Source organism: Mariniphaga sediminis, assembly GCF_003573545.1.
GTDB classification, from domain to species: Bacteria; Bacteroidota; Bacteroidia; order Bacteroidales; family Prolixibacteraceae; genus Mariniphaga; species Mariniphaga sediminis.
Genome location: NZ_QWET01000001.1, coordinates 458,041 through 485,029, shown reverse-complemented (window position 1 = coordinate 485,029; position 26,989 = coordinate 458,041). Strand labels below are relative to the sequence as shown.

Here is a 26,989-nt window from a genome sequence, read left to right as displayed (position 1 = left end):
TTTTTAAAATTTAATATTAGCACCGACTGAAATCGTTCTCGGCTGAGGAACTACATACCTGTCGTGTCCAAAATACCGGGGATCGAGATTTTGACTTACTTCAGGGTCGTAACCCGAATATTTCGTCAGCAGAAAGAGGTTATCCGCCTGGCAATATACCCTTAATGAACTCATTCCCAAATTCCTCAACAATTCATTTGAAAAGTTGTAGCTCAACGTAAGCGTCCGTAAACGGATAAAAGAGCCATCTTCCAGCCATCGGTCCGAATTCCGGTGATTATTAATATCACCGTGTAATGCCCGCGGATATTTATTAGTTGTACCCGGACCGGTCCACCGGTTTTCCCATAATTCCACCACCGGATTATAGTGGTTTCCGATCCTTCCGTTCCAGTCTGACTTCCACTGGGCATACACTTCGTTGCCATACATAAAAGATGTAAACACATCCAAACGGAATCCTTCGTAATTAAAGGAGTTATTCCAGCCACCCGAAAAATCGGGGTTTGAAGAACTAACTACCATCCTGTCGTTATCATTGATAATACCATTTCCGTCCACATCCGTCCATTTCACATCTCCTGCCCTGATACCAATATCGTACTGCGGCTGGGGAACTTCTCCGTCGTACTGGTAAATACCGTCCTGAACAAACAGGTAAAAAGACCCTAACTCTTTTCCAACCTGCAAGGCCCTGTTTCCTCCGATTGAAATAGGAGCGTCATCTTCCAGCAAACTGGTAATTTCATTTTTATTCGTTGAAATATTGAACTGGCTGTTCCATCTTACAGGCCCCAGGTTAAAGTGGGTATTCAGGGTAAACTCTAACCCTTTGTTCTGCATAGAACCAATGTTGCTGGTAATACTGGTTACACCGGTGGTTGCATGAACCGGCCTGGAATAAAGCAGGTTGTTTGTATTTTTAATGTAGGCATCGAACATCATATTGATTTTCCCTTTCAGAAAAGCCAAATCAAAGCCTACATCATACTGGTCGGCCACTTCCCAGGTCAAATCATTATTTCCGAAGCTGGTGACTGCAATACCACTAACATTGCCATAGTTCTGCCCTCCTGCCATCAAAGGCTGAAAAGCATAATTGCTGATACCATCCTGGTTTCCTGTTCTTCCGTAACTTATTCTGAATTTAAGATCTGCACTGCTACTTGCCATAAAATCCTCTTCCGAAATATTCCAACCTAAAGAAACAGAAGGGAACCAACCATACCTTGTATCGGGAGCAAATTTCGATGATCCATCCGTACGTAAAGTGGCATTCAGAATATACTTGTCTTTGTATGATGAAGTTAACCTTCCAAAATACGACTCCATAGCATATTCGGAAATACTTCCGCTGGCCCCGGCAATTTCAGAGGCTACGCCGATTACATGAAATGCAGGAGAGGGAAAGCCCCTTCCATCGATGCTGGAAGTGTTGGCAGAAACTTTCTGAAAAGAATGTCCTAACATCCCGGCAAAATACCAATCGCCAAAGGTTTTGTTATAGTTCATTACATTCTCATAAAGCATGTTTGTAACAAATCGCTTACCGTCTATTAAGCGTCCTACTCCCGTTCCATACGGATGAACCTCGTTATAATACACATAATCGTACACATAGTTTAAATCGGCGTTAATGGAAGAACGCAAAGTCCAGTTCTCTTTAAATTTGAACAACGCGAAGTAATTCCCCAGAAACCGAAACTGGTCCAGATAAGCAGTCTGCTCATTCAAAATCTGGACAGGATTGTGGCGAAGCATCTCTTCTGTCCCTCCCACATAATAGCCCCCATTGGGTTTATATGGCCTGTCGAACGGCCTCTGTTCCATGGCACGGGCCAGAATGGTTGTTCCAAGATTTGCTCCGGGAATTTGATTATTTTTAATATAGTTTGCACTGCTGTTTGCTCCTACTTCAAGCCAGGAGTTCATTTCGTGGCTGATTTTCGCGTTGAAGTTTATTTTTTCGATGGAGTTTGTTTTAATGATTCCTTCCTGGTTTGTATATGCCCCGGAAACATAAAAAATCGTTTTTTCAGTTCCTCCTGAAAATGCTCCATCAACAATATAAGATTTTCCCAGCTGGGTAATCGTACTCAACCAGTCGGTATCCGGCAAACCATTAAAAGGGTTCATAATGGGCCTTTTATAACTGGCATCGCCAATCTGCAAACCGTATTGTTCATTGTAATTGGCAACTCCTTCATTGTATTGTTCCACAAACATTCTGGAGTCAACCAAATCAATCTTATCTCTGTCAGCCCACTGGGAAATTCCGTAACTAACATTCAGTTTAATATCTGAACGACCTTTTTGTCCTGAACGGGTAGTAATAAGGATAACCCCGTTATTTGCCCGCGAGCCATAAATTGCGGCAGAAGCAGCATCTTTCAGAATTTCGATGGATTCAATATCTCTTAAATTAAAGGAGGCCAGCGAACTCATTGATTCGCCAAAATTATAAATCTGTGCATTTGTGTTATTAATGGGGATGCCGTCTATAACGTAAAGGGGTTCATTGCTGGCACTGATAGAAGCCATTCCCCTGATGCTTACCCTCTCGGCAGCCCCCAGGTTACCGGAGCCAGTGGAGGTTGTTACCCCTGCTGCCCTTCCCTGAAGCAACTGAGTAGGAGATAATACGTTTCTCATATTCTCATCATCGATACCCACACTGGAAATGGCATTCGTTACCAGACTTCTTCTCTGCGTTCCGTAACCAACAGCCACTACCTCTTCAATCCCGATAGTCTCTTCTTTCATCACTACGTTCACCTTCGCCTGGGTACCCACTACCACCTCCTGGGTTCTCATTCCTACGAATGAGAATACAAGCGTAACGCCATCCGGGATATTATTCAGGGAATATTCTCCGTTGGCATTGGTAACTGTCCCCTGAGTAGATCCTTTTATCACGACGGTAACACCGGGGAGAGGCTGCCCACCGGTGTCGGTCACTTTACCGGATACGGCACGTTGTGTTTGCTGAAAAATGTTGCCAGACCTACCAGGCACCATTCCTTCGGGGTGAATAATAACCTGCCGGTCCATAATAGAGTAGGTTACTTTCTGCTCCTTAAAAATATGGTCGAGCACTTCCTCTACCTGCTTATTTTTCACAGAAATATTTACCCGCCGATCCACATCGATGAGCTTATTACTGTAAAGGAAAAAAAACTCACTGCTCTCTTCTATTTCATAGAGCACTTCCCTTATCGTTGCATTTTTCATATCCAGCGTCAACAGCTTGGTTTGTGAATAGGCATCCACAGCAAGAGTTTGGACCACGGCGAAAAACAGCAAAAAAGTTGTTAATTTCATAACTTTCATCCATTTTGCCAATCCGGAAAATTTAATCCCCGGATCGGGCATTTTTCTCATAAATTCCATAATTTTGTAATGGTTTGAATTTGACAATTGTAACTGTTGGTAGGCACATTGTTAAGTGCAAATTGCAAATGGAAGGTGTTGGCGCACCTTCCATTTCCTCATTTAATTCATTTTATTTTTTCCATATTTTAGTTTTACCTGTTATTATTCAATAATTTACTTTGTTGCGTAAATGGTATATTTTGTTTTCGCCTCCCCGCTTTCCGTGTTTTCAACTTTCATTTTTTTGAATTCCAAAGGGGCCGCCCGGGTCAGGTATTCCAGAATTTGTTCAATGGTTTCCTGCTCCACAGTGAACGTAAAAGGATGGAGCCCCAGGGTGTCTCCGGTAATCTCAATCTCAATACCATACCAACGCTGCAAACTTCGGCATACATCAAATAACGGCGCATTCGTAAAAACCAGCTGCCCGTCTTTCCATGCAAGTTCCCTGGTTATATTCTGTTCGGAAAGTAAAACGAGATTGTTGTCCAAATTATAAATGACCTTATCTCCCGGCTTTAGCTGGTAAGATTTCTCCGATGTTTCCTGGTTTGTAAAAAACTCTATCCTACCTTCGGCCAGAACAGCCTCCACCCTGTTCTCCTCCGGGTATGCCCGCATACTGAATTTTGTTCCCGCAACCCGGACTTCTACCTCGCCGGAAATAACCCGGAAAGGAATTTCAGTATTTTTCGTTACTTCAAAATAGGCCTCTCCCTGAAGGTATATATCTCTTTCGTCCGCATTAAAATGGTTGGAATACTTTAACCGGGAGTCGGCATTCACCCAAACTTTAGAGCCATCGGGTAAAGTAAGCTGGCTTTGCCGGGCTGGTGGCACATAAATTTCAGAATAAAAAACATTTTCCGGCTTGCTTGAAATAATAAACTTATTCAACAGGGTATAAACGACAACAGCAAATATAACCACCGCTGCTACCACAAGTGCGCGGCGCATAAAAACAGTAGCCCCCCTCATCCATGTATTTGACTGGGAATATTTATACTCTTTCCATGTTTTTTCAAAATTGTGGTACAACTGGAATTCGCTTATTTCCGAATCGGCCGTTGTATCTTTCATTTCTGCCAATCCCTTTATTATTTTACGGGCTCTCCGGGCATCCGCTTTTTTTTCGGGATGTGCTTTGAAAAAAGTATCCCATTTTTTTTGCAGACGTCCTGATTGACCAAGAACATATCTATTATATTCTTCGCTGTTTAAAAAGTCGTCCGTATTTTCAAATTTCGTCTGCATTGTCAAAACTGTTATAATAATAGAATACTCAAATGGCTATATTGTACCATTCATTTTTCGAATATATTTGAACAATACCACCATTCTTCCTTTGGGTAATTCGCCTTCAAAATCCTTACGGATATTCTGCAGTGCATTACTGAGGGTATTTCGTACTGTCTGGTAACTGATTCCCAGCACCTGGGCCATTTCTTTATTATTCAAGCCCGAAAAGTATTTCATATAAACCAACTCCTTTTGCCTGGCCCCCAGCTTATTTACAGCGCGGAACAAAATCTTCAACATGCGGTTCTGCTCTTCAACTTCTCCATAATCAGGCTCCACTCCTTCCTCGAAATGAAACTCAGGAAAATGAGGGTCAAACAAATTTGTATTTTTATATTCTTTGGTACTCAGGATTCTAAACAACCGCCTTCGCACGGCACTAAAAAGATATAACCGGATGTTGTCTGTGTCGCGCAACTTCTCTTTTTCAGCAAAAACGGTTACAAACACATCCTGGATAACATCTTCAGCCAACGTTTTATCACTGACAAACTTTCTGCAGTAATTATACAAAAACCGGTAATTTTCAATATAAATTTTCTGAAAGGCTGCTTTATTTCCCTTCCGAAAACTTTGCCAGATACTTATATCGTTTTCTTTGTTTCCCACGTTCATGAACCAGGTTTATATGAATAAAATGCAAAACGTCCATTTTTGTACTATCCCATTTTTATTTTTCTATTCGTTTTTTATTATTCGCTTTTGCTTCTGACAAGGTATTCCTATTTTTGTCAATCACTTATAAAGATAAAAATGATTCCGCAAGTAGATAAATTAAAACACACAGCCACCGGGAATTTTTTCCTGATGGCTGGTCCTTGTGCCATCGAGAGCGAAAAAATGGCCCTGGAGATTGCTGAAAAAATAGTTAAGATTTCGGATCGCCTTCATATCCCCTATATTTTTAAAGGTTCGTACCGAAAGGCCAATCGTTCGCGACTGGATTCATTTACAGGAATTGGCGATGAAAAAGCACTGAAAATACTACGCAAAGTGAGCCAAACATTTGACATCCCAGTTGTTACGGACATTCATTCCGCAGAAGAAGCCGGAACTGCTGCCCCGTATGTGGATGTATTACAAATCCCGGCCTTTTTGTGCCGGCAAACCGATCTCCTTGTAGCAGCAGCAAAAACCGGCAAGGCCGTAAACATAAAAAAGGGACAGTTCCTTTCGGCAGAAGCGATGCAGTTTGCCGTGAATAAAGTAAAAGAAAGTGGCAACTCCAATATCATCCTCACCGAGCGCGGAACTACTTTTGGCTATCACGACCTGGTTGTCGATTACCGGAGCATTCCTGAAATGCAGCAGCTGAATGTACCGGTTGTACTTGACATTACCCACTCGTTGCAACAGCCGAACCAGTCCAGTGGCGTTACCGGCGGTCAGCCCGAATTGATTGAAACCATTGCCCGGGCCGGAATCGCTGTGGGTGTGGACGGAATTTTTATTGAAACCCACCCCCACCCTGCAGAGGCCAAATCAGACGGGGCCAATATGCTAAAACTGGATCTGTTGGAACCGCTGCTGGAAAAGCTCTTAAAAATAAACACCCTGGTTAACAGCTTCTAATGCCCATTTTCTTTTAACCTGTTCTTTCGTTAAATCCATCTGAACAGGCCGACAAAAACACCAATGGGCAGCAGGCCAAAATAATTTGCCTGCTGCCCATTGTATAACCTGTAAATCAGCCCGGTATAACCGGCCGAAAATTAAGCTTTCTCCAGTTTCAGGGTTTCGGTAGGCTGATCACAAACTTCAGTAGGGCCAAAATACTGGATTGGACCAGGATAAATATAGTGCGTACCCAGCGCCCATTCGCCACGTTTCGATACAAAATATTTGTATGGAGCTCCTTCCAGTTCAACCAATGCTTTCTGGATAACGGGTTTCATGTGCCCGTGCCTTTTTTCCATATTCATCATCATGGTAACCGGCACACCGCCGGCAACCCACTCCTCTGCCGGAGCAGTAAGGTTACGTACCGATGCCATGTAGCCTGTTTTTCCTTCTGCAATCAGAACCGATGCAGTGTATCCTAATGAATAGCAATAGTCGGCATCGAAGTTGGACGGAGCAGCACAACGTCCTTCGTAACCAAAGAAGTGATACTGTGTGCTGAATTTGCCCGAGAATTTACCTTCTTTTTTCAGTTGGCCGAGTTTTTCTTTCACCATTTCGCCCAGAAGTTTTTCGGTTTCAATAAGCGAAACCTGAACATTTCCATGCGGATCGCGATCGAGAGTAAGCTGGGTGGCAATCCCCGACGGCAATGATTTAAACACTTTAGCTGAATCTTCGGTTAAATGAGAAGCAACCCACTCCAAACGGTGACTTTTCCTCAGCATTTTAAATTCCTTTTCGCTTTCCGTTCCTTCAGCCAGCAAGTCATTCAGTTCCGCGATAAGAATTTTCATCTCCGGAATAAACTCAATCAACCCCTCAGGAATAAGGGCTACACCAAAATTTTCTCCGTTATCCGCCCTTTGCGACACGGCTCCTGCCATGTATTCCACAATCTCGCTAAGCGTTTGCTGTTTGGCAGCTACTTCTTCCGAAATGAGTGTGATATTGGGTTGTGTTTTCAACGAGCATTCCAATCCGATATGCGAAGCGGAACGCCCCATCAGCTTAATAAAATGCCAGTATTTTTTGGCAGAATTGGCATCACGCTGAATATTGCCAATCAGTTCGGAATAAACCTTAGTGGCCGTATCGAAACCAAAGGAAGTTTCAATCATTTCATTTTTCAGGTCGCCGTCAATGGTTTTTGGACAGCCAATTACCTGCACGCCTGTATTCTTCTGTGCATAGTATTCTGCCAAAACACAGGCATTGGTGTTCGAATCATCGCCACCAATAATCACCAGTGCATTCAGGTTTAAATCATTGGCAATTTCCAGTCCTTTATCAAATTGTGCTTCTTCTTCGAGTTTCGTACGCCCTGAACCAATGATATCGAATCCGCCGGTATTCCGGTATTCATCAATAATTTCAGCTGTCAGCTCCATGTATTTGTGATCTACAAGTCCGCCGGGGCCGCCGAGGAAGCCGTATAATTTGCTTTCAGAATGAATCTTTTTAATCCCGTCAAAAATTCCGGAAATCACATTATGTCCGCCCGGGGCTTGTCCGCCCGAAAGAATAACCCCTACGTTTACCGGTGCACTCTGGGCTCCGTTATCGCCCTGCTCAAATGTAATCAGAGGCATTCCGTAGGTATTTGGAAACAGTTTTTCTATCTCTTTAGGATCGGCAACAGATTCTGTTTTGTCGCCTTCCACCAGTTTCACTGCTCCCTTTAATGATTTGGGCAACTTGGGCTGGTAATTTGCCCGTTCTTTTTGTAATGCACTAATATTCATTTCGATTGTTTTTAGATTCTAAATTTTTATCTCCCTCAAAAATAAAGCATTTTATGGGGATAATTTATTGAAGAATTTTTTCTCCAGTCAATTTAAAGTAAACTTAAAAGGATAACGGTTGAATGTGTATCTTTTCCAGCCTATTCTTTCAGGCGCTGTTTGTCGGTTCGTTTTTTCCACTTTTCCAGCGCCAGCTTCTGCAGATCTTCTACTTTGTCAGATTCATCCACAATCTCCAGCCCCAGCAAAGTTTCAAATAAGTCTTCCATTGTTACCAGTCCCACTACACTGCCAAAGTCGTCGGCAACCACGGCAAGGTGTTCGCGGTTTAAAATCAGCGTATCCATAAGCTTGGCCACGGTAAAGTTATCTTCCACAAACAGAATGTCGCGTTTTATTTCCGATGCCTTCACGGAATGTTTATCCTGGGCAAGTTTTTCCAGGATGTTATCTTTTAAAATAACGCCCGTTATATTATCGGGATGTTCCTGGTAAACCGGAATCCTGGAAAAAACCATGGGGTTCAGTTCTTCGTAAATCTTGCCCATCGTCAGTTCTTCATCGATCATTACAATTACGGAACGTGGCGTCATAATATCGCGCACTTTCAGGTTTTCCAACCGAAGCAGGTTCTGAATAATCGATTTTTCCTCCCGGTCGAGTGCGCCGCTTTTAAGCCCTGCATCGGCCATAGCGGCAAAATCGGCCCGACTAAATACACTGCGTCCTTTTTCCGTTTTCACCATCCGGGTAATTCCCTTGCTCATCCATACGAAAGGAGCCAAAACAAACATCAACACCTTCAATGAACGAACAGTGAACGGCGTTAGTTGCTTCCAGAAGTTGGCCCCTAACGTTTTGGGAATAATTTCAGAGAGAACAAGGATAGCCAGTGTCATTCCTCCGGCAATTAAAGACTCAAAAGTTATTTGAATAAAAAAAAAGTCAACCTGATGGTTGCCAAATAATTTACCGGCCTGAACCCCCACGCCCAAAGCTCCTACCGTATGTGCAATGGTATTTAAAGTAAGAATTGCTGAAAGCGGTCTGTCAATATCGTCTTTCATTATATTGAGCATGTGGCCAGTGTGGGGCTTTTCCTTTTGCATACGGCTAATATATGAGGGGGTAACACTTAATATAACCGCCTCCCACATGGAGCAGAAAAAAGAAATTACAATGGATAAAACAAAAAAGAAAAGTAATGTTGCCATATTTAAATTTTAACCTTTGGAAAGCATAATTTCATATATCTATGTAATAATCCTCTATACAGATCTTTTCCTCAGGTTTATTTTCCTGTTACGAAAATATATATTTCAAACATCATTTAAAAAGTCCGTAGAGAAAAATTCTTAAAGATGTGTAATTTTCATGTTTTTATTCTTTGAAGGCCGTTATTTTTACAATTAAAAAATAATCTTCAAAATAAAAGCAATGAAACACTTGGCAACACTCACTATTTTAGCAATGTTAACACAACTTATTATGGCCCAAAACAACGATCCTTATCTTTGGTTGGAAGGAGTAGATGACGACAAAGCCCTTGAGTGGGTGGAAGAATGGAATAAAAAATCGTTGGCAACGCTTACATCCCAACCCGGTTACGAAAACACGTACGGGAAAAATCTCGAAATTCTCAACTCGGACGACCGTATTGCAGACCCCACCATTCGCGGAAGTTATATTTACAATTTCTGGCAGGATAAGACATACCAAAGGGGAATCTGGCGAAGAGCAACAACAAAAAGCTACCTAGACGGGAACCCGGATTGGGAAATTTTACTGAACATTGATGAACTTTCTGAAAAGGATGGGGAAAAATGGGTTTTTAAAGGGGCAACCGGGCTATATCCGGACTACAACAAATTTCTGGTAAACCTCTCAAAAGGAGGTGGCGATGCTGTTTTGATAAAGGAATTTGACGCCCGGACAAAATCATTTGAAGAAAATGGGTTTACTCTTCCCGAAGCAAAGGGAGGAGCAAGCTGGATTGACGAAAATACGCTGATGGTTTCTACTGATTTTGGAGATGGCGTTACCACCTCCGGATATCCCAAACAGGTTAGAATATGGAAAAGAGGAACCAACCTGAACGATGCAAAAGAAATCTTCAATGGGAATGAAAACGACATGGGAATTTGGGGTTACACACAGCATACCCGTGACAGAGTGTACCAGGTGATTATGCGCCGCACTTCGTTTTACGAGGGAGAATATTACTTTCTTGAAAATGGGGAGCTTTTAAAACCGGAACTGCCGGAAGATATTGAACTCAATACTTTTTTTAACGGACAGGTCATTTTTCAGCTAAAATCAGACTGGAAGGTTAATAGTCAGACATTTCCCCAGGGAGCTGTTATAAGTATTGAATATGATGATCTGTTAGCAGAAAAAAAGAACTTCGAGTTGGTGGTAGAACCCGGTGAAAGGATTAGTATTACCGGGATATCGGACACCAAAGACTGTTTACTGGTAAACATGCTCAACAATGTAAAAAGTGAATTGTTTGCTTTCCGCTATAATGGTAAATGGATCAAAGAAAAGATCGATGCCCCTGACTTTGGCAATATTTCCCTCGGCTCTTCCGATCAGTTTAGCAACCATTACTTTTTTTATTTTCAGAATTTTCTGGAACCATCCACCCTCTACTTTGGCGATGCTGAAACGGGTAAATTCAGTAAAGTGAAATCTCTATCTTCCTGGTTTCCCACTGAAAAGTATCAGGTAAAGCAGTTTGAGGCGGTTTCCAAAGACGGCACACCCATTCCATACTTTGTGGTGCATGCCAAATCAATAAGATTTGATGGAACAAATCCTACCCTGCTCTATGCTTACGGAGGCTTTGAAATTCCTCAGTTACCCCGCTATTCGGCGCTTACCGGAACGGCATGGCTTGAAAAAGGAGGAGTTTATGTACTCGCTAATCTGCGCGGAGGTGGTGAGTTTGGACCACAGTGGCACCAGGCCGGACTAAAAGAAAACCGCCAGCGTGTCTTCGACGATTTTCATGCAATAGCCGAAAATTTGATCTCGAAAAAAATTACTTCTCCCAAAAAATTGGGAATTTATGGTGGTAGTAACGGCGGATTACTGGTAGGCGTAGCCTTTACCCAACGTCCCGATTTGTATGGCGCTGTGGTTTGTGCGGTTCCCCTGCTCGACATGAAACGTTATAACAAACTGCTGGCCGGCGCCAGTTGGATGGCAGAATATGGTAATCCGGACGTGCCGGAAGAGTGGGAATACATCCGTAAATATTCGCCCTACCACAACCTGAAAGAAGGGATGAATTACCCCGAAGTATTTTTTACTACCTCTACCCGCGACGACCGGGTACATCCGGGGCATGCGCGCAAAATGGTAGCCAAAATGCATGACATGGGGTATAAAATTTACTATTTTGAAAATACGGAAGGAGGACATGCCGGGGCATCCACCAACGAACAACGGGCAAAAATGTATGCACTGTTATACTCCTACCTTCAGATGAAACTGATGGACAACTAATCGATCTCCTAAGGTTTTTGGAAGCAGAAATATCAGCTTTTTGCACCTTGGAAATCAGTTATTGAAATCAGTTATGACTGAACCAAATTAATTATGTTTGTCACATTACAAACCTGAAACAGAAAACCAGGTAGACGCTTTTGAAGGTTATTGAGTAATCCCGGCATGACGCGCCGGGATTATTTTTTTTGTCTAATTCGTAATAAATTCTTCAGGCATTCTTTTCAGAAAGATACCGTTCCGTATCCATAGCGGCCTTGCAGCCTGATCCGGCTGCAGTAACAGCCTGTCTGTATATAGAATCCTGCACATCACCGCAGGCAAAAACGCCGGGAACATTGGTTTTCGAAGTTCCGGGGATCGTTTGAATGTATCCTACCTTGTCGGTTTCCAAATACTCTTTAAAAATATCGGAGTTGGGTTTATGCCCGATAGCCAGGAAAAATCCATCCACTTTAATTTTTGTTTCCTCCTCACCTTCTTCGCCTTTATTTTTAAACAGTGAAGCTCCTTCTACCACACCATTATCTCCATAAAGCCCTTTGACCTGGTGCTTCCACAAAATTTCAATATTTGGTGTTTTCTTTACCCTTTCGGCCATAACCCGAGAAGCCCTCAAAACATCGCGGCGTACAATCATATAAACCTTGTTGCAAAGCCCGGAAAGATAAAGAGCTTCTTCACAGGCTGTATCGCCCCCGCCAACAACCGCTACATCCTTACCACGATAGAAAAATCCATCGCAGGTAGCACAGGCGGAAACACCGCCTCCTGCATACTTTTTCTCATCTTCCAGACCAAGATATTTGGCTGTGGCTCCGGTAGCAATAATTACGGATTCAGCTTCAATCAGTTTTTTATCGTCTATCCATACTTTATGAATATCTCCTGAGAAATCGGCCTTGGTAGCCATCCCCCATCTTATGTCGGCTCCAAACCGTTCGGCCTGCTTCTTAAAATCTTCCATCATTACCGGGCCGGTTACTCCTTCCGGATAGCCAGGGTAATTTTCGACCTCGGTGGTTGTTGTTAACTGACCGCCTGGCTGAAGACCTTCGTAAAGGACCGGGTTCAGGTTGGCACGGGCAGCATACACAGCGGCTGTATACCCGGCAGGACCGGAACCTATTATTAAACACTTTACCTGTTCAACATCCGTAGGTTGAACATCATTGTCTTTTTCTTTTTCTTTAATATCAAGTGGCTTAAACATATCGTTAATTTTTTTTGAATTGCAAAAATATAAAACATCCTGCTTTACACACCACAAATCCAATCAATAAAAACGAACCTCAGATAGAGCAAACCTATAAAGGATTAAAAAATATTCCGGCAATTACTAAAAAAAGTTTTGCAGAACAAAATTCAACTGTTACTTTTGCAGGCGCATTTTTAGCATCGGGGTGTGGCGCAGTCTGGTTAGCGCACTCGTCTGGGGGGCGAGGGGTCGGAAGTTCAAATCTTCTCACCCCGACGGATAGGAAATCCAAAAAACATCAAAAGCCTGTAAATCAAATGATTTGCAGGTTTTTTTATTTATAATGAGTCAAAATAAACCATATAAAATCACACTATAATATGATTTTTTATCTTTTGAACTAGTGAACTCTTACTTTTCATCCAATAATCACATTATACTGTGATATCTCTTGTTTTTTTATTAACAAAACACTAATTTTACCTCAAAATCACATTATAATGACAAGTAAGGAGATAGGAAAACAGATAAAAGAAAGACGGAAGGTGCTTCGCATAACACAGCCCGATCTGGCTGAAATGGCGGGAATCAGCATAAATACGCTTTATAAAATTGAACGGGGACAGGCTAATCCAACCATTCAGATAGTGAATAAAATTGCTGAAATCCTCGGTATGGAAATTAAAATTGCAGTAAAACAACCACTATTATAAAAAATGCGAAAAGCGAATGTATACAGAAACGGCAAACTGGCGGGAATACTAACACAATTTTCAGCAAATGATTATGAATTCCGTTATGATGATAATTGGTTTGCCAACGATGAACTTCCGCCAATTAGCCTGACCATGCCCAAAAGCAAACAGGTGTACAAATCGGAGTACTTGTTTCCGTTTTTCTTTAATATGTTATCGGAAGGTGTGAACAGACAACTGCAAACCCGTCAGTTGAAGATTGACGAAAAGGATTATTTTGGATTACTGTTGGCCACGGCAAAAACCGATACTATTGGAGCAATAACATTATCAGAAATTAAAGAATGACTTTACCAGAACTAAAATATTGTCCGGGAACATTGGCAGAAGGATTTAATACTTACAGCACTGCCTGTTTGCGCAGGGTCTTTCAGGGACGAAAAGTAAGTCATGTATTGCCTTATGCCCCACCCCAAAGCAATGAGGAGGATGCCGAAAAATTTATTGAGAACCGAAAACGAATTTCAATATCCGGAGTTCAGGAGAAACTCTCGCTGATACTTGAAAAAAATAAATTGCGCCTGACTAAAGAAGGAGAGCAGGGAACATACCTGTTAAAACCTATCCCCAGGGATGTAAAAAATGTTAGCCAGGTTCCGGCAAACGAGCATTTAACCATGCAAATTGCCCGGCAGGTATATGGTTTGCAAACCGCCGAAAATGCACTGATATTTTTTTCCGACGGCGAACCTGCCTATATCACAAAACGATTCGATGTTAAAGAAGATGGTCTGAAATGGGGAAAAGAAGATTTTGCATCGCTGGCCGGTAAGACAGAAGAAAATGCAGGACAAAACTTCAAGTATGATTTCAGCTATGAGGAAATGGGTGAATTACTAAAAAAATATGTTCCTGCCTGGCGCGTGGAAATTGAGAAGTTATTCTCGTTGATTGTTTTTAACTTCCTGTTTTCAAACGGAGATGCACATCTGAAAAATTATGCACTTCTCGAAACATCAGGGAGAGATTATGTGCTTAGTCCGGCTTATGATTTGCTCAATACAAAAATCCACGTGGATGATACGGATTTTGCTTTGAATGGTGGGTTGTTCAGTAACGGTTTTCAGTCGGAAGCCATGAGAAAAAGCAATCATCCCGGGTTACACGATTTTCAGGAACTGGCCGGAAGATTTGAAATTGACGAGAAAAGAAGGGACAGAATTTTAAAACCTTTTTTGCAGGTACAACCCATGGTTGAGGAATTAACACGGCGCTCTTTTTTGAACGAGAAAACAAAACGTGCCTTTATACTTTATTACCAGACAAAAAGAAATCAGCTAAATTCCATTTAAATATTGAATTGTTATTTGAGGGGTATAATTTCATTTCACTGAACTTCAGCAACCAACCTGGCAATAAACTTTGCAAAATCTTCTATTTCCTGGTTTACGCTGGCTTTTTCCAGCACAGAAAGGTAATCATCACGTTTTTCAACCGGAATAACGGTCCAAGGATAACCGCCTGAGGCGAGCATGACATTCATCAAAAAACGCCCAATTCTTCCGTTACCATCCATGTATGGGTGGATGTAAACAAAAACAAAGTGTCCCATCACAGTACGTACGGCCGGTTCGGGTTCTTCCTGCAACAATTCAAAAAGTACAGGCATTGCATCGCGCACCGCAGCAGCATTGGGCGGTACATGGGTTGCCCCTTTTATGTACACCTGGCTATTCCGGTATCCGGCCAAATCAGATACTTTGATAATTCCGGCGGTAACAGCCGGGGCAAACAATTCGCGGTACCAGGCACCATGATCTTTATCGGCAACTGCTCCCGGATTTTCGCCATTTAAAACTTCCCGGATACTCTCTTTTACTTTCTGAAACGCCTGCCAGTATCCTCTTGCTGCCATGGCATCTTTTTGCCGGTTATCAAATTCTCTGGCGTTGGGGTTCCATTTCCCACTACGGACCAGTTCGACTAACTCCGGGCTTACCTGGTAACCTTCAATGGATAACGAATGATAGGCATCGGAAATATACTTTTCTTCCATTTTTTCGAGAAACTGTTTTTTATCGGCTGGCAATCCCGGTGCATCCGGAAAGTTTTTTATTACAGTTTCACGCATATTGTTCCACATTAAACGGATGCGTGTGGCATAAGGAGATGTCTCCCGGTTACCAAAATCAAAAGAATTTTTTTCTTTAAAAGGATCGTTTTCACGCACATCATATCCGGCCGATTTCATGGTACTGACAATTTCATCTGCAAACCGGTTATTCCCGATGTTTCTGAATGCACCCGCCAGCCGACCTGCAATAATGGTGTGTCCCCCGTTAAGCAGCATAGATAAAAGTTCCGACGGATTTTTTATCATGGATAGACATATCCTTGCATCGGTAGGGCAACCTGAGAAAAAGCCGGCAGAACAAAAAACAAGCCCTGAAGCCAAAGAATATACCTGGTTTCCTTCAATTTCTTCCCGCTGAGTTTGTGGTGGGATTGTCACTTTCAAATCGTAAAAAGAAGTACCATGCAATAACTCTACAACGTTATTCTGAGCTTTGGGCGAACGCACCAGAAGTTGTTTAGGAACCGTCCGGTTTCTGCTGTGTAGCAACAACGACTGCTCCGGTGAAAGGCACCAGTCTTTGCCAAAACGGGCATTCAAATAGACTGAAACAAAATACCAAAATGAGATGTACCAGGAAGTGGTGTCTCCCTTCTGCTCGTCAGGCCGGGTTGAAATATACCAGCCTTTGATAACCTCGCGAAGAAATCCGTTGGCAATTAGACGCTCCTTATGCGTTCTGGACAAGTCATTGGCCCGAACCACTGCTATTCCCTTTTCATTTTGCAGTTTTTGAAGCTGCTCCAGAGATTGTGCTAATTTTTCAGAAGGTGAAGCCATATCAGTTTTCTTTGTTAAAACCTTATTATAAAATCATGGAGCAAATTTAGTAAAAAATGTTGTATAAAAATTAGTAATATACGCTGTACTGTTTTTAGTAATATCTGCTGTTTCAAAGTTAGTAATTGTTGCATTGCCATACAAACACTTTAAAACCCTCACAAATTTTCTGTCCTTTCGCAACTTATTTCGCCCCTCTGTTTTGGCTGAAAAGAATCAATCATGACAGAATGCTACACCCATAGGATAAAACCTGTGCATAAGCAAAAATATGTTCGAGTACAATCTGATTTTGGGAATTTTGTCGTTCATTTTTTCAGGGCAACTGAACTACACCACTACTACACCACTTCATTCAAGTATAGATAAGCTTATCTTCAACACGACAGTATACTGTTAGAAAAAATTATTAGTAGCTGGTAATCGATTTATGCTTACACAGTTTATGAGAGGGTGGTTTATTCCGGGAGATTCACTTGCCAATGCCCACGCGTGCCACCAATTCGTTTTAAACCTCCTTTTTTTTTAGTGATCCTAAATGCTTTTGAATAGCGGATTCATTTATTTTCAATTTTTGAACCATTTCGGTTCGGCTTATAGCAGGATTATTTCTTATTAACGCTAAAATTTGTTGTTGTCTGGTAGTTAATGAAATTTGGGAATATACTGTTGAAAAATGGTCTGAACAACAAGCGGACAGGTATTATAATTTACTATTAGACAGTTGCCAAGACATTGCTACTTCTGCTGGGAGCACAACAGGGACGTGCGGTTTGTAACCGCGCATTCATGTTTCAATCCTTGTTCTGTTGGAACTTCGTCCGGGAGTAATCAACCGGATGCTTTGCAGGATTGCCCTCGTCAGTTTCAATCCTTGTTCTGTTGGAACTTCGTCTGGGAGAGGGCCTTTTCCTCTAAATCAACCGGACGTACTTCAGTTTCAATCCTTATTCTGTTGGAGCTTCGTCTGGGAGTGATATATGCCGAGCATCACGATGTTGTAGACCGGCGTTTCAATCCTTATTCTGTTGGAGCTTCGTCCGGGAGCCATCAAAAAAAGTGTTGAGTTGTGGGACATAAGAGTTTCAATCCTTTTTCTGTTGGAACTTCGTCTGGGAGTATTTTAATTCCGTCGTACAGAGGTTTGTGGTTTTGTGTTTCAATCCTTTTTCTGTTGGAACTTCGTCTGGGAGGATTATAGATTATCAGTTCTGAAATAGTTCCGTTAGTTTCAATCCTTTTTCTGTTGGAACTTCGTCTGGGAGGCCGGAGGAAAACAGAGGAGGATTTGTATTTTGAACTGCGTTTCAATCCTTTTTCTGTTGGAACTTCGTCTGGGAGGATTATAGATTATCAGTTCTGAAATAGTTCCGTTAGTTTCAATCCTTTTTCTGTTGGAACTTCGTCTGGGAGGAAATGGAGTTTTTAGCGACTATGACCGGTATTCGGTTTCAATCCTTTTTCTGTTGGAACTTCGTCTGGGAGCTTCTATTTTAATTCCGTCGTACAGAGGTTTTGATGTTTCAATCCTTTTTCTGTTGGAACTTCGTCTGGGAGGCAGCATATACAGGAGCAGTTGCCGCTGATATTACAAGTTTCAATCCTTTTTCTGTTGGAACTTCGTCTGGGAGTTTCACCAGCAGCCATTGACTGGATATTTGAAAACTTGTTTCAATCCTTTTTCTGTTGGAACTTCGTCTGGGAGAACTGAATATGTTCCTGTTTATGCGGGTTACAGCCAGTTTCAATCCTTTTTCTGTTGGAACTTCGTCTGGGAGCTGAAATTCCGGTTGTATGCTGACTCATAATATTTCTGTTTCAATCCTTTTTCTGTTGGAACTTCGTCTGGGAGCTGTTGTTGCATCTGCATTGCCTCCTGCGCTGGCCGGGTTTCAATCCTTTTTCTGTTGGAACTTCGTCTGGGAGAATAAGTCCCGGAACGGCTGCTGCACCCATCAAAAGTTTCAATCCTTTTTCTGTTGGAACTTCGTCTGGGAGGTACAGCCGGATTTTGCACATTATGCCAACTTCCAGTTTCAATCCTTTTTCTGTTGGAACTTCGTCTGGGAGATATAACTGCTCCTTCTGCTTCTCTTGTGGTATATAGTTTCAATCCTTTTTCTGTTGGAACTTCGTCTGGGAGCGACACCCTGACGACTATAACCCCCACCGACACATTGTTTCAATCCTTTTTCTGTTGGAACTTCGTCTGGGAGCGCGCAATGGAACCAGTAATCAGCTTAGAGTAGAAAGTTTCAATCCTTTTTCTGTTGGAACTTCGTCTGGGAGCAGACGATGAATCTGATATATTATCTTATTTGTATGTTTCAATCCTTTTTCTGTTGGAACTTCGTCTGGGAGTCTGACAAAAAACCAGAAAGATATTGAGCTAAACTATGTTTCAATCCTTTTTCTGTTGGAACTTCGTCTGGGAGTCCTTACTTTTCTTACTTCGCTTACTTCGGTAAATAGTTTCAATCCTTTTTCTGTTGGAACTTCGTCTGGGAGGCAGGCGGGTAATGGCATCAAACTCCAATCGGGTAGGTTTCAATCCTTTTTCTGTTGGAACTTCGTCTGGGAGTTCTCAAATTTTAGCCACTAATGGCGTTATATTTTTGTTTCAATCCTTTTTCTGTTGGAACTTCGTCTGGGAGTATGTGCGCCATATCGGGGCTCCTTCACCTATCGCAGTTTCAATCCTTTTTCTGTTGGAACTTCGTCTGGGAGCCTCCCGGATATCTTGTATTGTTGGATTTTTAGCGTTTCAATCCTTTTTCTGTTGGAACTTCGTCTGGGAGTCATTATCTATATTGTCAATGTTTTGCGTAATGTCCCGTTTCAATCCTTTTTCTGTTGGAACTTCGTCTGGGAGGTTGAATATTCCTATGCATCCCGATTATGTCTACGAGTTTCAATCCTTTTTCTGTTGGAACTTCGTCTGGGAGCGCATCGCCGTCTGCTGTTCCTCCTGACTTTGGAATGAGTTTCAATCCTTTTTCTGTTGGAACTTCGTCTGGGAGTTTGAGGTACTTTTTGTAAAGGTTAGGGTGAACATATTGTTTCAATCCTTTTTCTGTTGGAACTTCGTCTGGGAGTTTGAATTTGAATCTTTTCAATTCAAACCAACTACTGTTTCAATCCTTTTTCTGTTGGAACTTCGTCTGGGAGTGTTTGGGGTTTAAAAACCGTGGCGCTTTCAATCCGTTTCAATCCTTTTTCTGTTGGAACTTCGTCTGGGAGTGAAAATACTGGGAATTAAATAAAAATTATGAGATAGTTTCAATCCTTTTTCTGTTGGAACTTCGTCTGGGAGAACTTTTCTCAGGTTCTAAAACTGTAAGCTCTGTTTTGTTTCAATCCTTTTTCTGTTGGAACTTCGTCTGGGAGCGAACTGAATTATACATTCAACTGCCCCATTTATTAGTTTCAATCCTTTTTCTGTTGGAACTTCGTCTGGGAGTGTGGGGTCATTATTTGATTTTTCAAATTCAGTTTTGGTTTCAATCCTTTTTCTGTTGGAACTTCGTCTGGGAGTACCAAACCCTTAACCAACCATCGCCTACATTGGTGTTTCAATCCTTTTTCTGTTGGAACTTCGTCTGGGAGGAAGTTATCAATTTGCAATATAGGAGGCGGCGGTTTGTTTCAATCCTTTTTCTGTTGGAACTTCGTCTGGGAGGCCAAGACGACAACTTACTGGATTGAAGCTATTATGTTTCAATCCTTTTTCTGTTGGAACTTCGTCTGGGAGCCGTAGCTTCATTCTACGCTCTGTATTCCAGCCGAATATAAATAGTTTATAATTATGTATTTTCCTATTTTCAATATGTCAAAGAACTTCATTCTATATGATTTCCCATTCATTTCCGAAAATCTATATTTCTTATTTACAACACCTTAAATACTGATCCTCCACTTCTTCAAATAAATTACCACCCGTAAAACTATTTTACACAAATATTCCGGTAGGTGCACCCGACACAACGTTGTTTGTATTTTGTCGCCTTTGGGAAAACATTTTTTTCAACCACATCATTGACTTCTCTACAAACGTGCCGAATTTCTGATTTGGCTTTTTCATCTATGGGCACTTCAACTAACTTATTCAAAGAACGGGTATAAACCAGAAAACCTTTTTCCACCTTTTTCTGAAAATTACTTTCAATCAATACAGCATAACATTCCAACTGCGTACGATACGTTTCATAAATTCGATCTTTAAATTTAGCAAATTTATAATCAAGAGGGGCCATTGTCCCATTATTTAAAAGCAGGACTTCATCAATCTTCCCACGCAATAAATCATTGGTCAGGTACTGTTCAGGATATTTTTCAATGGCACCTATTCTTTTTCGCAGGTAATCTTTGTTTCTTTCCAGTTTCTGGTCATGGACCTGTCTCCCCTTCTCTACCTTATAATGCCTTTCTTCGTATTGCGGGATACACAATACATATTCAAAATAAGTAAACCTGGGACAGTAGAGGTATTCAATAATATGTGATGGTGTAACTGACATCAGAAAAACAACGCTTTAACTTCGTCGGTAATTAGTTTTTTATCAAAAGCCTGCCCGAGCAATGAGGTTTGCCTGAGTTCGTTTTTGCTCATCGGGAAAATGTAAACCGAATCAGTCTCTTCGTCGATTAGCTCGGTTACTTCCAGTTCCAAAGTATCCTTATCGTTGTCTTCGAGACTGCCGAGGAAAACCGATTTCTGCACCCGGTATAACCCTGCGAGTTTACATTTTTTTGCAACTTTGGCTCGCGGCCTGTCCTTTTTTATATCATACAATACCCAACAAATCATAATTTTTGTATTAAACGGTTGGCAAACTGGTGGGCATCCATCTGCATGGCATTCATCCGGGTTTGGTTGCGCCCTTTGTACCTGATTTTATCTTCATCCAGAAATTTCATTAGCGACTGCATCAGCAAATTTTTCCCTTCAGCATTCAGGCTTATCCCGTTTGTAATGGAATCGGTATGACTGTCGTTTACCTTTTTTGCGGAGAATAGTTTGAACACCACCTCGTCGGCATAAATGCGGTAAGGCTCAATAAAATCGAATACCATACTTTTTGTATTGTAATCATCGCGATGCATAAATCCCACATACGGGTCGAGACCAGCAATAACCAGCACTTTCTCCACACGGCTGTACAAAACGCCATAGGCATAATTCAAAAACGCATTAAATGGATCCTTTGCAGGCCTGAAGCTGCGCCCTTCAAACTGGTATCTTTCGTTCAGCAACGAACTCAAAACCTGGAAATACACACGCCCAGCTGTTCCTTCAAAACCACGGAGCGAGCTATCGATTTCATCTATTTTCTCCGCGTCCTTCTTTTCAATTTTTATTTTTAACCCAGAAATGGCATCAATCTTCTCCTGGATTGTGCCAGCTGTGGCAGGACGGTGATTTTTGAGCCGTTTAAGGAATTCAATTTGATTGGTGAGTTTGGCTGCAAGCCAGCATTTTATCCAGAATACCCCCGTCTGATTTAAACTGGCATCGAGTTGTTGCTTGCGAATACGCGAGGTGCTGCCCGGCTTGCTGTGCCAGAACCGGCCAACCGGCATTCCGTCGTATTCAAAAACAATAATGTCGATGTTGTTTTTCATAGCCAGAATAATGGCATCGGTGCTGATAGCCGCGCCTTTGCTCATTAAAATGGAAGTTACTTTCTGACTGGCAAAGTGGTGTTTTTGTTTTTCGCCGTCTTTGGGCAGGGTTACTTCGAACAGTTCATCTTTTATGTGTACATAGGTTCCCCAGGTGTTGATAATTAGTTGCATGTTTCAAACTTTATTGTATTAGATGTACGGTGCCAAAACCGCGGCTGACAGCTTTTCCAATACCGGCCATTTCGGGAAGAAAGGCATTGGTGGTAAATTCGCCGTCGAAAGCCAGCATGGTCTGGTCTTTAAACCGGGTTTGTTTTTCATCTACCCGTGCAATGGCCATTATGCGTTCCGATATACGAAACGACAGTCCTTTATAAAAACTGAGAATATTGTTTTGTAACTGGCGGTTTAGGAACTGAGCTTTTGCGGTTTCGTCCAATGGCTGGTATTTCCGGTGGTTATCCTGGTTCAGCGCCATCCACAGGGTTTTGAACCGGTAATTGTAAAGCTGTTGGTTCACCGTGAGGTTGTATTGTTTTTGCTGAATATTTTTTGCCCGTACCGGGAATTGCCGCCCTTCTATTTCCATTTCTTTTATTTTCAGGAACAGCGAAACCAGCAGATCGGCTCCTTCCTGAAAGCCAACCAGCAATGGTGTTTTATCAATAACCTTGTATTGCACCAGCGGGTAGGCATACCTTGTTTTTCCATTCTGATAATGGTTATGCAGCAAAGGCGAATGTTCTTTAAACAGGTTGCCAAAATAGCCGCGCAATTTATGCGCATCGCGGGTTTGAAGCTGAATATCGGGAAAGTGGATGATGGTTTGAGTAATTTGCATTATTTTAATTTACTGTTCATTATTATCGTAATCTGCATAATAAAGATTGGCTATGGAGAAGCCGGAAGATTGTAATTTATTTTCCATTGCTACTACATCCGCCATTGTTCCATAGAATGTTATCAAAACAGTTTTTAAATGTTGTTTCTCAATAGCTATAAATTTGCTTTCTGCTGAAAGCGCCTTCCTTACGATGTATTCCAATTGGTACAAAGAAGCGTTATCCACATTTTTTAATGAGCTTAAAACCACCAGGTATTCTGTTGGCTCATCATCTTCTGGTTCCGCATTTTGCTCCTCCTCCAAATCATCATCGAGCATATTGGCAGGAATGATAAAACCTTCGGGGGTCATTACCAGGCTATCGATAAAATCGCCTGCCGGATTTTTTGTCCGGTAATCAGGATTCCAAAGGTTGATATCAAGTAAATCTCGAATCCTTGACGCTTTCTGCCCCACCGTTGATTTGTTTACATTAAAATAGTTGCAAATATCAGCCAGTGAAGCATACGGTTCAAACGATTTGTCACCAAGAAAATTGGCGTTTCCAACTGCCCAAACGATGGCAGCACTCCAGATTTCTGCTTTTCCCCGTTCAAAAATACCCGGTTCATCCTCCTTTAAATCTTGAGATACACGAGTGCAGATATCCCGGTATTCGCTATTGAGATGTTTTTTACAATAGGCATTCACCTGCTTAATGATTATTTCTGAATTCAATTTTCCTGTATTACGCATTATTGATGATTATTTCTGTAATTTTTCATATAAAGTGTTATTTTATTTGTACAACTAACCTTTCAAAATAGCCTGAAATAAGGATAAATACGCCAAAACTTGTCCGGAAAAACGAACAAGTTTTTTATTTTGTTCCTGCTTGTATGTTAAATATTTAAAGCTATATATTGGGAACTGGATGGTAGTTTGTTTGATTTGCATAGTAGATTCGTTTTAGAGAATTGTGCATGATAAGTCCTCCACTTTATCTCGGATAAATCCGGTTACTGAATCGTAGTAATTCTCGATACAAGTATTAGGAACCAATAAAATTCCTTCTGCTAATTGATCAAGTTCTTTCACCTTATCTAAATAATCAGGAACAGCAATAATATGCTGATGAAACATTTTTCGATACGGTTCAAAATCTTCACGTGAACACTCTTTATGAATCATTTTCTCAAACATTTCGCGTGATTTTATTGCTTCTTTATCACACTCAACAAATACAGAGTTTGTGTGGAATCCATTTTCAATTACCTGATATTTTGAAACAGAATAATCAGAACCATCATAATTAAGTTCTTTCATTGATTTAAAGAAATTATGAGAAAAGCTAAAGCCATCTTCATTTTTTTTATAAATGTTATTATAATAAAATGTAACCAAGTTCAGGTAATTTCTTTCTTCAATTTGTGTGGCTTTTTTTGTAAAATGTGCAATTGCATGCCGGACAGTCCCTTCAGTCATTGGCCCATAAATATTACCACACTTCCCAAAATCAACGATATAAATTGAACCAATAAAACTTTTATTATATTCCCGGTTAACCCGTCCGGCAACCTGAATAATAGAATCGATTGGTGCAAGGTCACGGAAGGCCATATCGAAATCAAGATCCACACCAGCCTCAACACATTGAGTCGATATTAATACTGGTTTTAATCCTTTCTTTTCTCGCGTTGCCTGAAATTCTTCTTTAATCTGCTCAATCAACTGTTGTCGTCCAGCAGGTACCACATTTGTTGATAGATAATGCAGTGGATTCTTAATTCCTCTATCATCGAAATAACTTTGAATACTATAAAATACATCAATCGAAAGTTTAACAGTATTGACTACTATCAGGCACGATTTATCTACTGACCAATATTCTTTGAAATAATTATCAACGAAATTCTGTGAATTCTCAATTGATGATTCAATTTTAGGACAAAGCTTTGTGCGATTAAACGACCGGAAAACCTTTGTAACATCTTCATCGGTTCCCAGAAGCTCAACCGGGCGGGCTTCTTCTCCTTCTCCTTTCAGAATCTTTTCGTTGGCCAAATCAAACACTTTGGGTTTGGTAGCCGTCATCAGCACAATGCGCGCTTCCAGAAATTTAGAAAGGTAGTAAAGTGCAGCACCTACAAGAGGCAATTGCTTTAATGCGATGGTTTGTACTTCGTCAAGAATGATGATACTACCAGCATAATGATTGAATTTTTTCAACAGTTTGTTGCGATTGCCAATCAAGGTTTGTAGAAATTGTACAAATGTCGTGATTACAATATCACATTGCCAGGTATCAAGTGACATTACTTTTTGATTGTAGCCTTTACTTTCTTCATCCTGTCTATCTTCCTCTTGGCTTAGGGCATCGGCATACTGGTAATGCGAGAGAATTTTAGCCTCATTATCTCCAAATAATTTTCGGTATACCGAGTCAGACTGCTCAATGATGTTGATAAACGGTAAAGCATAAATGATTTGTGCTTCGCGGCCTTCCTTATCTCGAATCTTAGCCCGTAACTTTAGTGCAAAATCGAGAGCCGTTAAAGTCTTTCCAATTCCAGTTGGCCCTGTAAGTGTAAAAATTCGTTGGTTTAAAATGCTTTGGCTAGAAAGGTTTTCGATTACTCGTCTTCGAACAAGGTTTCTCAACTCATTTTGCGAAAGATTACTAAAATCAGTTGCATGTTCATTCCATGGTTGATTGGGCATACCTTTGTCCTCATCCACTTTCGACGGAGATAATGCCACTCTTTGATAAACTTTTGTATTAGATGCATCCAGCTTATCAGCTTCAATTAATAGAGAAAAGAGATAATTGATTAAAAAGTAGTTTTGGATATTACTGTGTTTTTGAAGCTGTTTTATTGCTTTAAAATAGATTAGATACGGTTGCAAATTATCTGGGAATGTTTCAATATCATCAATTCCCAGCTCTTTGTTAACTTCAGATTCAAAAGGATGAATAGAATTATGCTGTCTCTTTAGAAATGAAATTTTAGAATCAAATTCCGCATTGCCAAAATCGCTTCTTAGTGACATCAGGCTCCGCAAATTACTATGATGCTGCGATATGATCCAATATCCTACAACGGCTACAAAAGGATCTTTGTCAAAATATTTAGACAAAAAATAAAATGCTCCAAACCTTGAATGTGATTTCAGATTATAATTTACATTTGGGCGATCAAGCAAATAATCCTGAAAGTATTGAGTATATTTTCCCAAATCGTGTAATATAGCAACGCTTTCGAATACATCTTTTTTGTCTGCAGAAATGCAGGAATATTTTAATCCCTTCTGAAATTGTAGCCTGACATTTTCCAGATGATTTTTGAGTAATTTTGATCCGATTCTACCCCGCGGAGTATCTTTGGCATGTGAAAAAAAATCCATCACTTCATAAATTGAATGTGACTCTTCGCTTCTCCTTCCATAAGCTCCAAAACATTTGCCGATTCCTTCAATCGGGCTTTTAATTGGGAGGCTGAAACCGAATACAACATCCGGTTCATTTTTTGCAACTCCCGGTTGTAGTTTGCCACAAAATCAGCAGGCATTAATTCTTCTTCAACAATACTTATACGTCCTCCATTTTCCTTTAGAAGCTCTATTTCCAGTACGTCGTCAGAATTGATTGCACTGTCGAAATATTCAAACTCATTCGAAGCTTTCCGCTCAGTGGCCTCATATTCCTTATAGTTAGACAAACTTGCATTGAAACTGGCAGCTCCAAGCGTCAGGGCAAAATTATTTCCTTTCGTTTTGATTAGTTCTTTCAAGCGGATATAATCTTTTTCTCCAATATTTAAAGGGCGAAGAAATACTCGATAAGTAATTATTGAATCGTTTATGTTTTCTCCGGTAACAATTTCAAATGGTGTTTGAATGTGGCCTTTACTTCCCCTGAAGTCACTTGGTCCCAGCACTCGTATTAAGTTAAGACGGTGAATTGTTTTCTTTGTTCTCGATAACAAGGCAATCCCAATATCAATGTTTTCGGAAGAAAACAATTCGTAATATGAATCTTTGGGCAAACCACAAATAGCTGCAAGCATCCCCATAACAGTGGTACGAGGCGGAATGCTAAAGCTCAGCGCCGTATTGTTTGCATAATACTTGCGAAAATGAGCAATCTTACCGGAAATATCAAATGAGATAACTTCCATGATGAATTGA

The 26,989-nt window shown here is 41.0% G+C and carries 20 protein-coding genes, 1 tRNA gene and 1 CRISPR repeat array; of the genes, 6 read left to right on the top strand and 15 right to left on the bottom strand.

The genetic code is table 11. From position 1 onward, the window contains the following. Nucleotides 1-3: 3 nt before the first annotated feature. From D1164_RS01760 to D1164_RS01750, 3 genes are all read right to left on the bottom strand, one after another. Nucleotides 4-3,390 (bottom strand): TonB-dependent receptor, encoded by a 3,387-nt coding sequence (locus D1164_RS01760; RefSeq protein WP_206610893.1) that lies wholly within the window; start codon nt 3,388-3,390, stop codon nt 4-6. Nucleotides 3,391-3,546: 156 nt separating this feature from the next. Beyond that, a complete protein-coding gene (locus tag D1164_RS01755; protein WP_119348200.1) occupies nt 3,547-4,626 on the bottom strand; it encodes a FecR family protein in 1,080 nt (359 codons plus the stop codon). A gap of 36 nt (nt 4,627-4,662) precedes the next feature. Continuing rightward, nucleotides 4,663-5,286, bottom strand: coding sequence for an RNA polymerase sigma factor (locus D1164_RS01750; protein WP_119348199.1), 624 nt, complete (start codon nt 5,284-5,286; stop codon nt 4,663-4,665). Nucleotides 5,287-5,424: 138 nt separating this feature from the next. Between D1164_RS01750 and kdsA the strand changes: the two genes are divergently transcribed. Next, nucleotides 5,425-6,243, top strand: a complete 819-nt coding sequence (kdsA, locus tag D1164_RS01745; RefSeq protein WP_119348198.1) for a 3-deoxy-8-phosphooctulonate synthase — start codon at nt 5,425-5,427, stop codon at nt 6,241-6,243. 140 nt (nt 6,244-6,383) lie between these two features. Here kdsA and D1164_RS01740 read toward each other — a convergent pair whose 3' ends face one another. Together D1164_RS01740 and D1164_RS01735 are read right to left on the bottom strand one after the other, a co-directional pair. Continuing rightward, entirely contained in the window at nt 6,384-8,036 is a 1,653-nt protein-coding gene (locus D1164_RS01740; protein ID WP_119348197.1) for a diphosphate--fructose-6-phosphate 1-phosphotransferase, read from the bottom strand. Nucleotides 8,037-8,176: 140 nt separating this feature from the next. Continuing rightward, complete coding sequence (locus D1164_RS01735; protein WP_119348196.1) at nt 8,177-9,250, bottom strand: CNNM domain-containing protein; 1,074 nt, start codon at nt 9,248-9,250, stop codon at nt 8,177-8,179. 223 nt (nt 9,251-9,473) lie between these two features. Here D1164_RS01735 and D1164_RS01730 point away from each other — a divergent pair, with 223 nt between their 5' ends. Beyond that, the gene (locus D1164_RS01730; protein WP_119348195.1) at nt 9,474-11,546 is read left to right on the top strand and encodes a prolyl oligopeptidase family serine peptidase; all 2,073 of its coding nucleotides are present in this window, start codon (nt 9,474-9,476) and stop codon (nt 11,544-11,546) included. Nucleotides 11,547-11,757: 211 nt separating this feature from the next. Here the strand turns inward: D1164_RS01730 and trxB are convergent, their stop codons facing one another. Then, nucleotides 11,758-12,759: a thioredoxin-disulfide reductase gene (gene trxB / locus D1164_RS01725; protein WP_119348336.1), complete on the bottom strand. Its 1,002-nt coding sequence runs from the start codon at nt 12,757-12,759 to the stop codon at nt 11,758-11,760. Between the two features lie 186 nt (nt 12,760-12,945). On the opposite strand from trxB, the gene D1164_RS01720 reads away from it, so the two are divergent. The 4 genes from D1164_RS01720 to D1164_RS01705 all read left to right on the top strand — a co-directional run bounded on the left by D1164_RS01720 (nt 12,946) and on the right by D1164_RS01705 (nt 14,791). Continuing rightward, nucleotides 12,946-13,020 (top strand) — tRNA-Pro (locus tag D1164_RS01720). Between the two features lie 224 nt (nt 13,021-13,244). Further along, nucleotides 13,245-13,457 carry a helix-turn-helix domain-containing protein gene (locus D1164_RS01715; RefSeq protein ID WP_119348194.1) on the top strand — a complete coding sequence of 71 codons (213 nt, stop codon included), beginning with the start codon at nt 13,245-13,247 and terminating at the stop codon, nt 13,455-13,457. 3 nt (nt 13,458-13,460) lie between these two features. Beyond that, entirely contained in the window at nt 13,461-13,787 is a 327-nt protein-coding gene (locus D1164_RS01710; protein ID WP_119348193.1) for a HipA N-terminal domain-containing protein, read from the top strand. Further along, nucleotides 13,784-14,791: a type II toxin-antitoxin system HipA family toxin gene (locus tag D1164_RS01705; RefSeq protein ID WP_119348192.1), complete on the top strand. Its 1,008-nt coding sequence runs from the start codon at nt 13,784-13,786 to the stop codon at nt 14,789-14,791. Before D1164_RS01710 ends, D1164_RS01705 begins: the two co-directional genes overlap by 4 nt. A gap of 35 nt (nt 14,792-14,826) precedes the next feature. Here the strand turns inward: D1164_RS01705 and D1164_RS01700 are convergent, their stop codons facing one another. The 9 genes from D1164_RS01700 to cas5 form a co-directional block, all read right to left on the bottom strand. After that, complete coding sequence (locus D1164_RS01700) at nt 14,827-16,353, bottom strand: Fic family protein (RefSeq protein WP_119348191.1); 1,527 nt, start codon at nt 16,351-16,353, stop codon at nt 14,827-14,829. A gap of 508 nt (nt 16,354-16,861) precedes the next feature. After that, nucleotides 16,862-17,008 (bottom strand): HTH domain-containing protein, encoded by a 147-nt coding sequence (locus D1164_RS24175; protein ID WP_394340391.1) that lies wholly within the window; start codon nt 17,006-17,008, stop codon nt 16,862-16,864. A 136-nt stretch (nt 17,009-17,144) separates the two neighbouring features. Next, nucleotides 17,145-20,104: a CRISPR direct-repeat array (repeat unit 37 nt; unit sequence GTTTCAATCCTTTTTCTGTTGGAACTTCGTCTGGGAG). Nucleotides 20,105-20,297: 193 nt separating this feature from the next. Beyond that, nucleotides 20,298-20,870: a CRISPR-associated protein Cas4 gene (gene cas4 / locus D1164_RS01685; protein WP_119348190.1), complete on the bottom strand. Its 573-nt coding sequence runs from the start codon at nt 20,868-20,870 to the stop codon at nt 20,298-20,300. Next, entirely contained in the window at nt 20,870-21,160 is a 291-nt protein-coding gene (cas2, locus tag D1164_RS01680) for a CRISPR-associated endonuclease Cas2 (RefSeq protein ID WP_119348189.1), read from the bottom strand. The genes cas4 and cas2 overlap by 1 nt, the downstream gene beginning before the upstream one ends. After that, a complete protein-coding gene (gene cas1 / locus D1164_RS01675; RefSeq protein WP_119348188.1) occupies nt 21,157-22,149 on the bottom strand; it encodes a CRISPR-associated endonuclease Cas1 in 993 nt (330 codons plus the stop codon). The genes cas2 and cas1 overlap by 4 nt, the downstream gene beginning before the upstream one ends. A 10-nt stretch (nt 22,150-22,159) precedes the next feature. Continuing rightward, entirely contained in the window at nt 22,160-22,819 is a 660-nt protein-coding gene (locus D1164_RS01670) for a CRISPR-associated endonuclease Cas6 (protein ID WP_119348187.1), read from the bottom strand. Between the two features lie 9 nt (nt 22,820-22,828). Then, the gene (locus tag D1164_RS01665) at nt 22,829-23,557 is read right to left on the bottom strand and encodes a DUF6398 domain-containing protein (RefSeq protein WP_119348186.1); all 729 of its coding nucleotides are present in this window, start codon (nt 23,555-23,557) and stop codon (nt 22,829-22,831) included. A 213-nt stretch (nt 23,558-23,770) separates the two neighbouring features. Next, the gene (cas3, locus tag D1164_RS01660) at nt 23,771-26,206 is read right to left on the bottom strand and encodes a CRISPR-associated helicase Cas3' (RefSeq protein ID WP_119348185.1); all 2,436 of its coding nucleotides are present in this window, start codon (nt 26,204-26,206) and stop codon (nt 23,771-23,773) included. Further along, complete coding sequence (gene cas5 / locus D1164_RS01655; RefSeq protein WP_119348184.1) at nt 26,206-26,979, bottom strand: CRISPR-associated protein Cas5; 774 nt, start codon at nt 26,977-26,979, stop codon at nt 26,206-26,208. The genes cas3 and cas5 overlap by 1 nt, the downstream gene beginning before the upstream one ends. Between the last annotated feature and the right edge of the window lie 10 nt (nt 26,980-26,989).

What these genes read in the sequence shown, in the direction of transcription:
- D1164_RS01715 (WP_119348194.1), top strand. Translation starts at nt 13,245, where the DNA reads ATGACAAGTAAGGAGATAGGAAAACAGATAAAAGAAAGACGGAAGGTG.
- D1164_RS01735 (WP_119348196.1), bottom strand. Translation starts at nt 9,250, where the DNA reads ATGGCAACATTACTTTTCTTTTTTGTTTTATCCATTGTAATTTCTTTT.
- D1164_RS01740 (WP_119348197.1), bottom strand. Translation starts at nt 8,036, where the DNA reads ATGAATATTAGTGCATTACAAAAAGAACGGGCAAATTACCAGCCCAAG.
- D1164_RS01665 (WP_119348186.1), bottom strand. Translation starts at nt 23,557, where the DNA reads ATGCGTAATACAGGAAAATTGAATTCAGAAATAATCATTAAGCAGGTG.
- D1164_RS01710 (WP_119348193.1), top strand. Translation starts at nt 13,461, where the DNA reads ATGCGAAAAGCGAATGTATACAGAAACGGCAAACTGGCGGGAATACTA.
- trxB (WP_119348336.1), bottom strand. Translation starts at nt 12,759, where the DNA reads ATGTTTAAGCCACTTGATATTAAAGAAAAAGAAAAAGACAATGATGTT.
- D1164_RS01750 (WP_119348199.1), bottom strand. Translation starts at nt 5,286, where the DNA reads ATGAACGTGGGAAACAAAGAAAACGATATAAGTATCTGGCAAAGTTTT.
- D1164_RS01755 (WP_119348200.1), bottom strand. Translation starts at nt 4,626, where the DNA reads ATGCAGACGAAATTTGAAAATACGGACGACTTTTTAAACAGCGAAGAA.
- D1164_RS01670 (WP_119348187.1), bottom strand. Translation starts at nt 22,819, where the DNA reads ATGCAAATTACTCAAACCATCATCCACTTTCCCGATATTCAGCTTCAA.
- kdsA (WP_119348198.1), top strand. Translation starts at nt 5,425, where the DNA reads ATGATTCCGCAAGTAGATAAATTAAAACACACAGCCACCGGGAATTTT.
- cas5 (WP_119348184.1), bottom strand. Translation starts at nt 26,979, where the DNA reads ATGGAAGTTATCTCATTTGATATTTCCGGTAAGATTGCTCATTTTCGC.
- cas2 (WP_119348189.1), bottom strand. Translation starts at nt 21,160, where the DNA reads ATGATTTGTTGGGTATTGTATGATATAAAAAAGGACAGGCCGCGAGCC.
- D1164_RS01730 (WP_119348195.1), top strand. Translation starts at nt 9,474, where the DNA reads ATGAAACACTTGGCAACACTCACTATTTTAGCAATGTTAACACAACTT.
- cas4 (WP_119348190.1), bottom strand. Translation starts at nt 20,870, where the DNA reads ATGTCAGTTACACCATCACATATTATTGAATACCTCTACTGTCCCAGG.
- cas1 (WP_119348188.1), bottom strand. Translation starts at nt 22,149, where the DNA reads ATGCAACTAATTATCAACACCTGGGGAACCTATGTACACATAAAAGAT.
- D1164_RS01700 (WP_119348191.1), bottom strand. Translation starts at nt 16,353, where the DNA reads ATGGCTTCACCTTCTGAAAAATTAGCACAATCTCTGGAGCAGCTTCAA.
- cas3 (WP_119348185.1), bottom strand. Translation starts at nt 26,206, where the DNA reads ATGGATTTTTTTTCACATGCCAAAGATACTCCGCGGGGTAGAATCGGA.
- D1164_RS01760 (WP_206610893.1), bottom strand. Translation starts at nt 3,390, where the DNA reads ATGGAATTTATGAGAAAAATGCCCGATCCGGGGATTAAATTTTCCGGA.
- D1164_RS01705 (WP_119348192.1), top strand. Translation starts at nt 13,784, where the DNA reads ATGACTTTACCAGAACTAAAATATTGTCCGGGAACATTGGCAGAAGGA.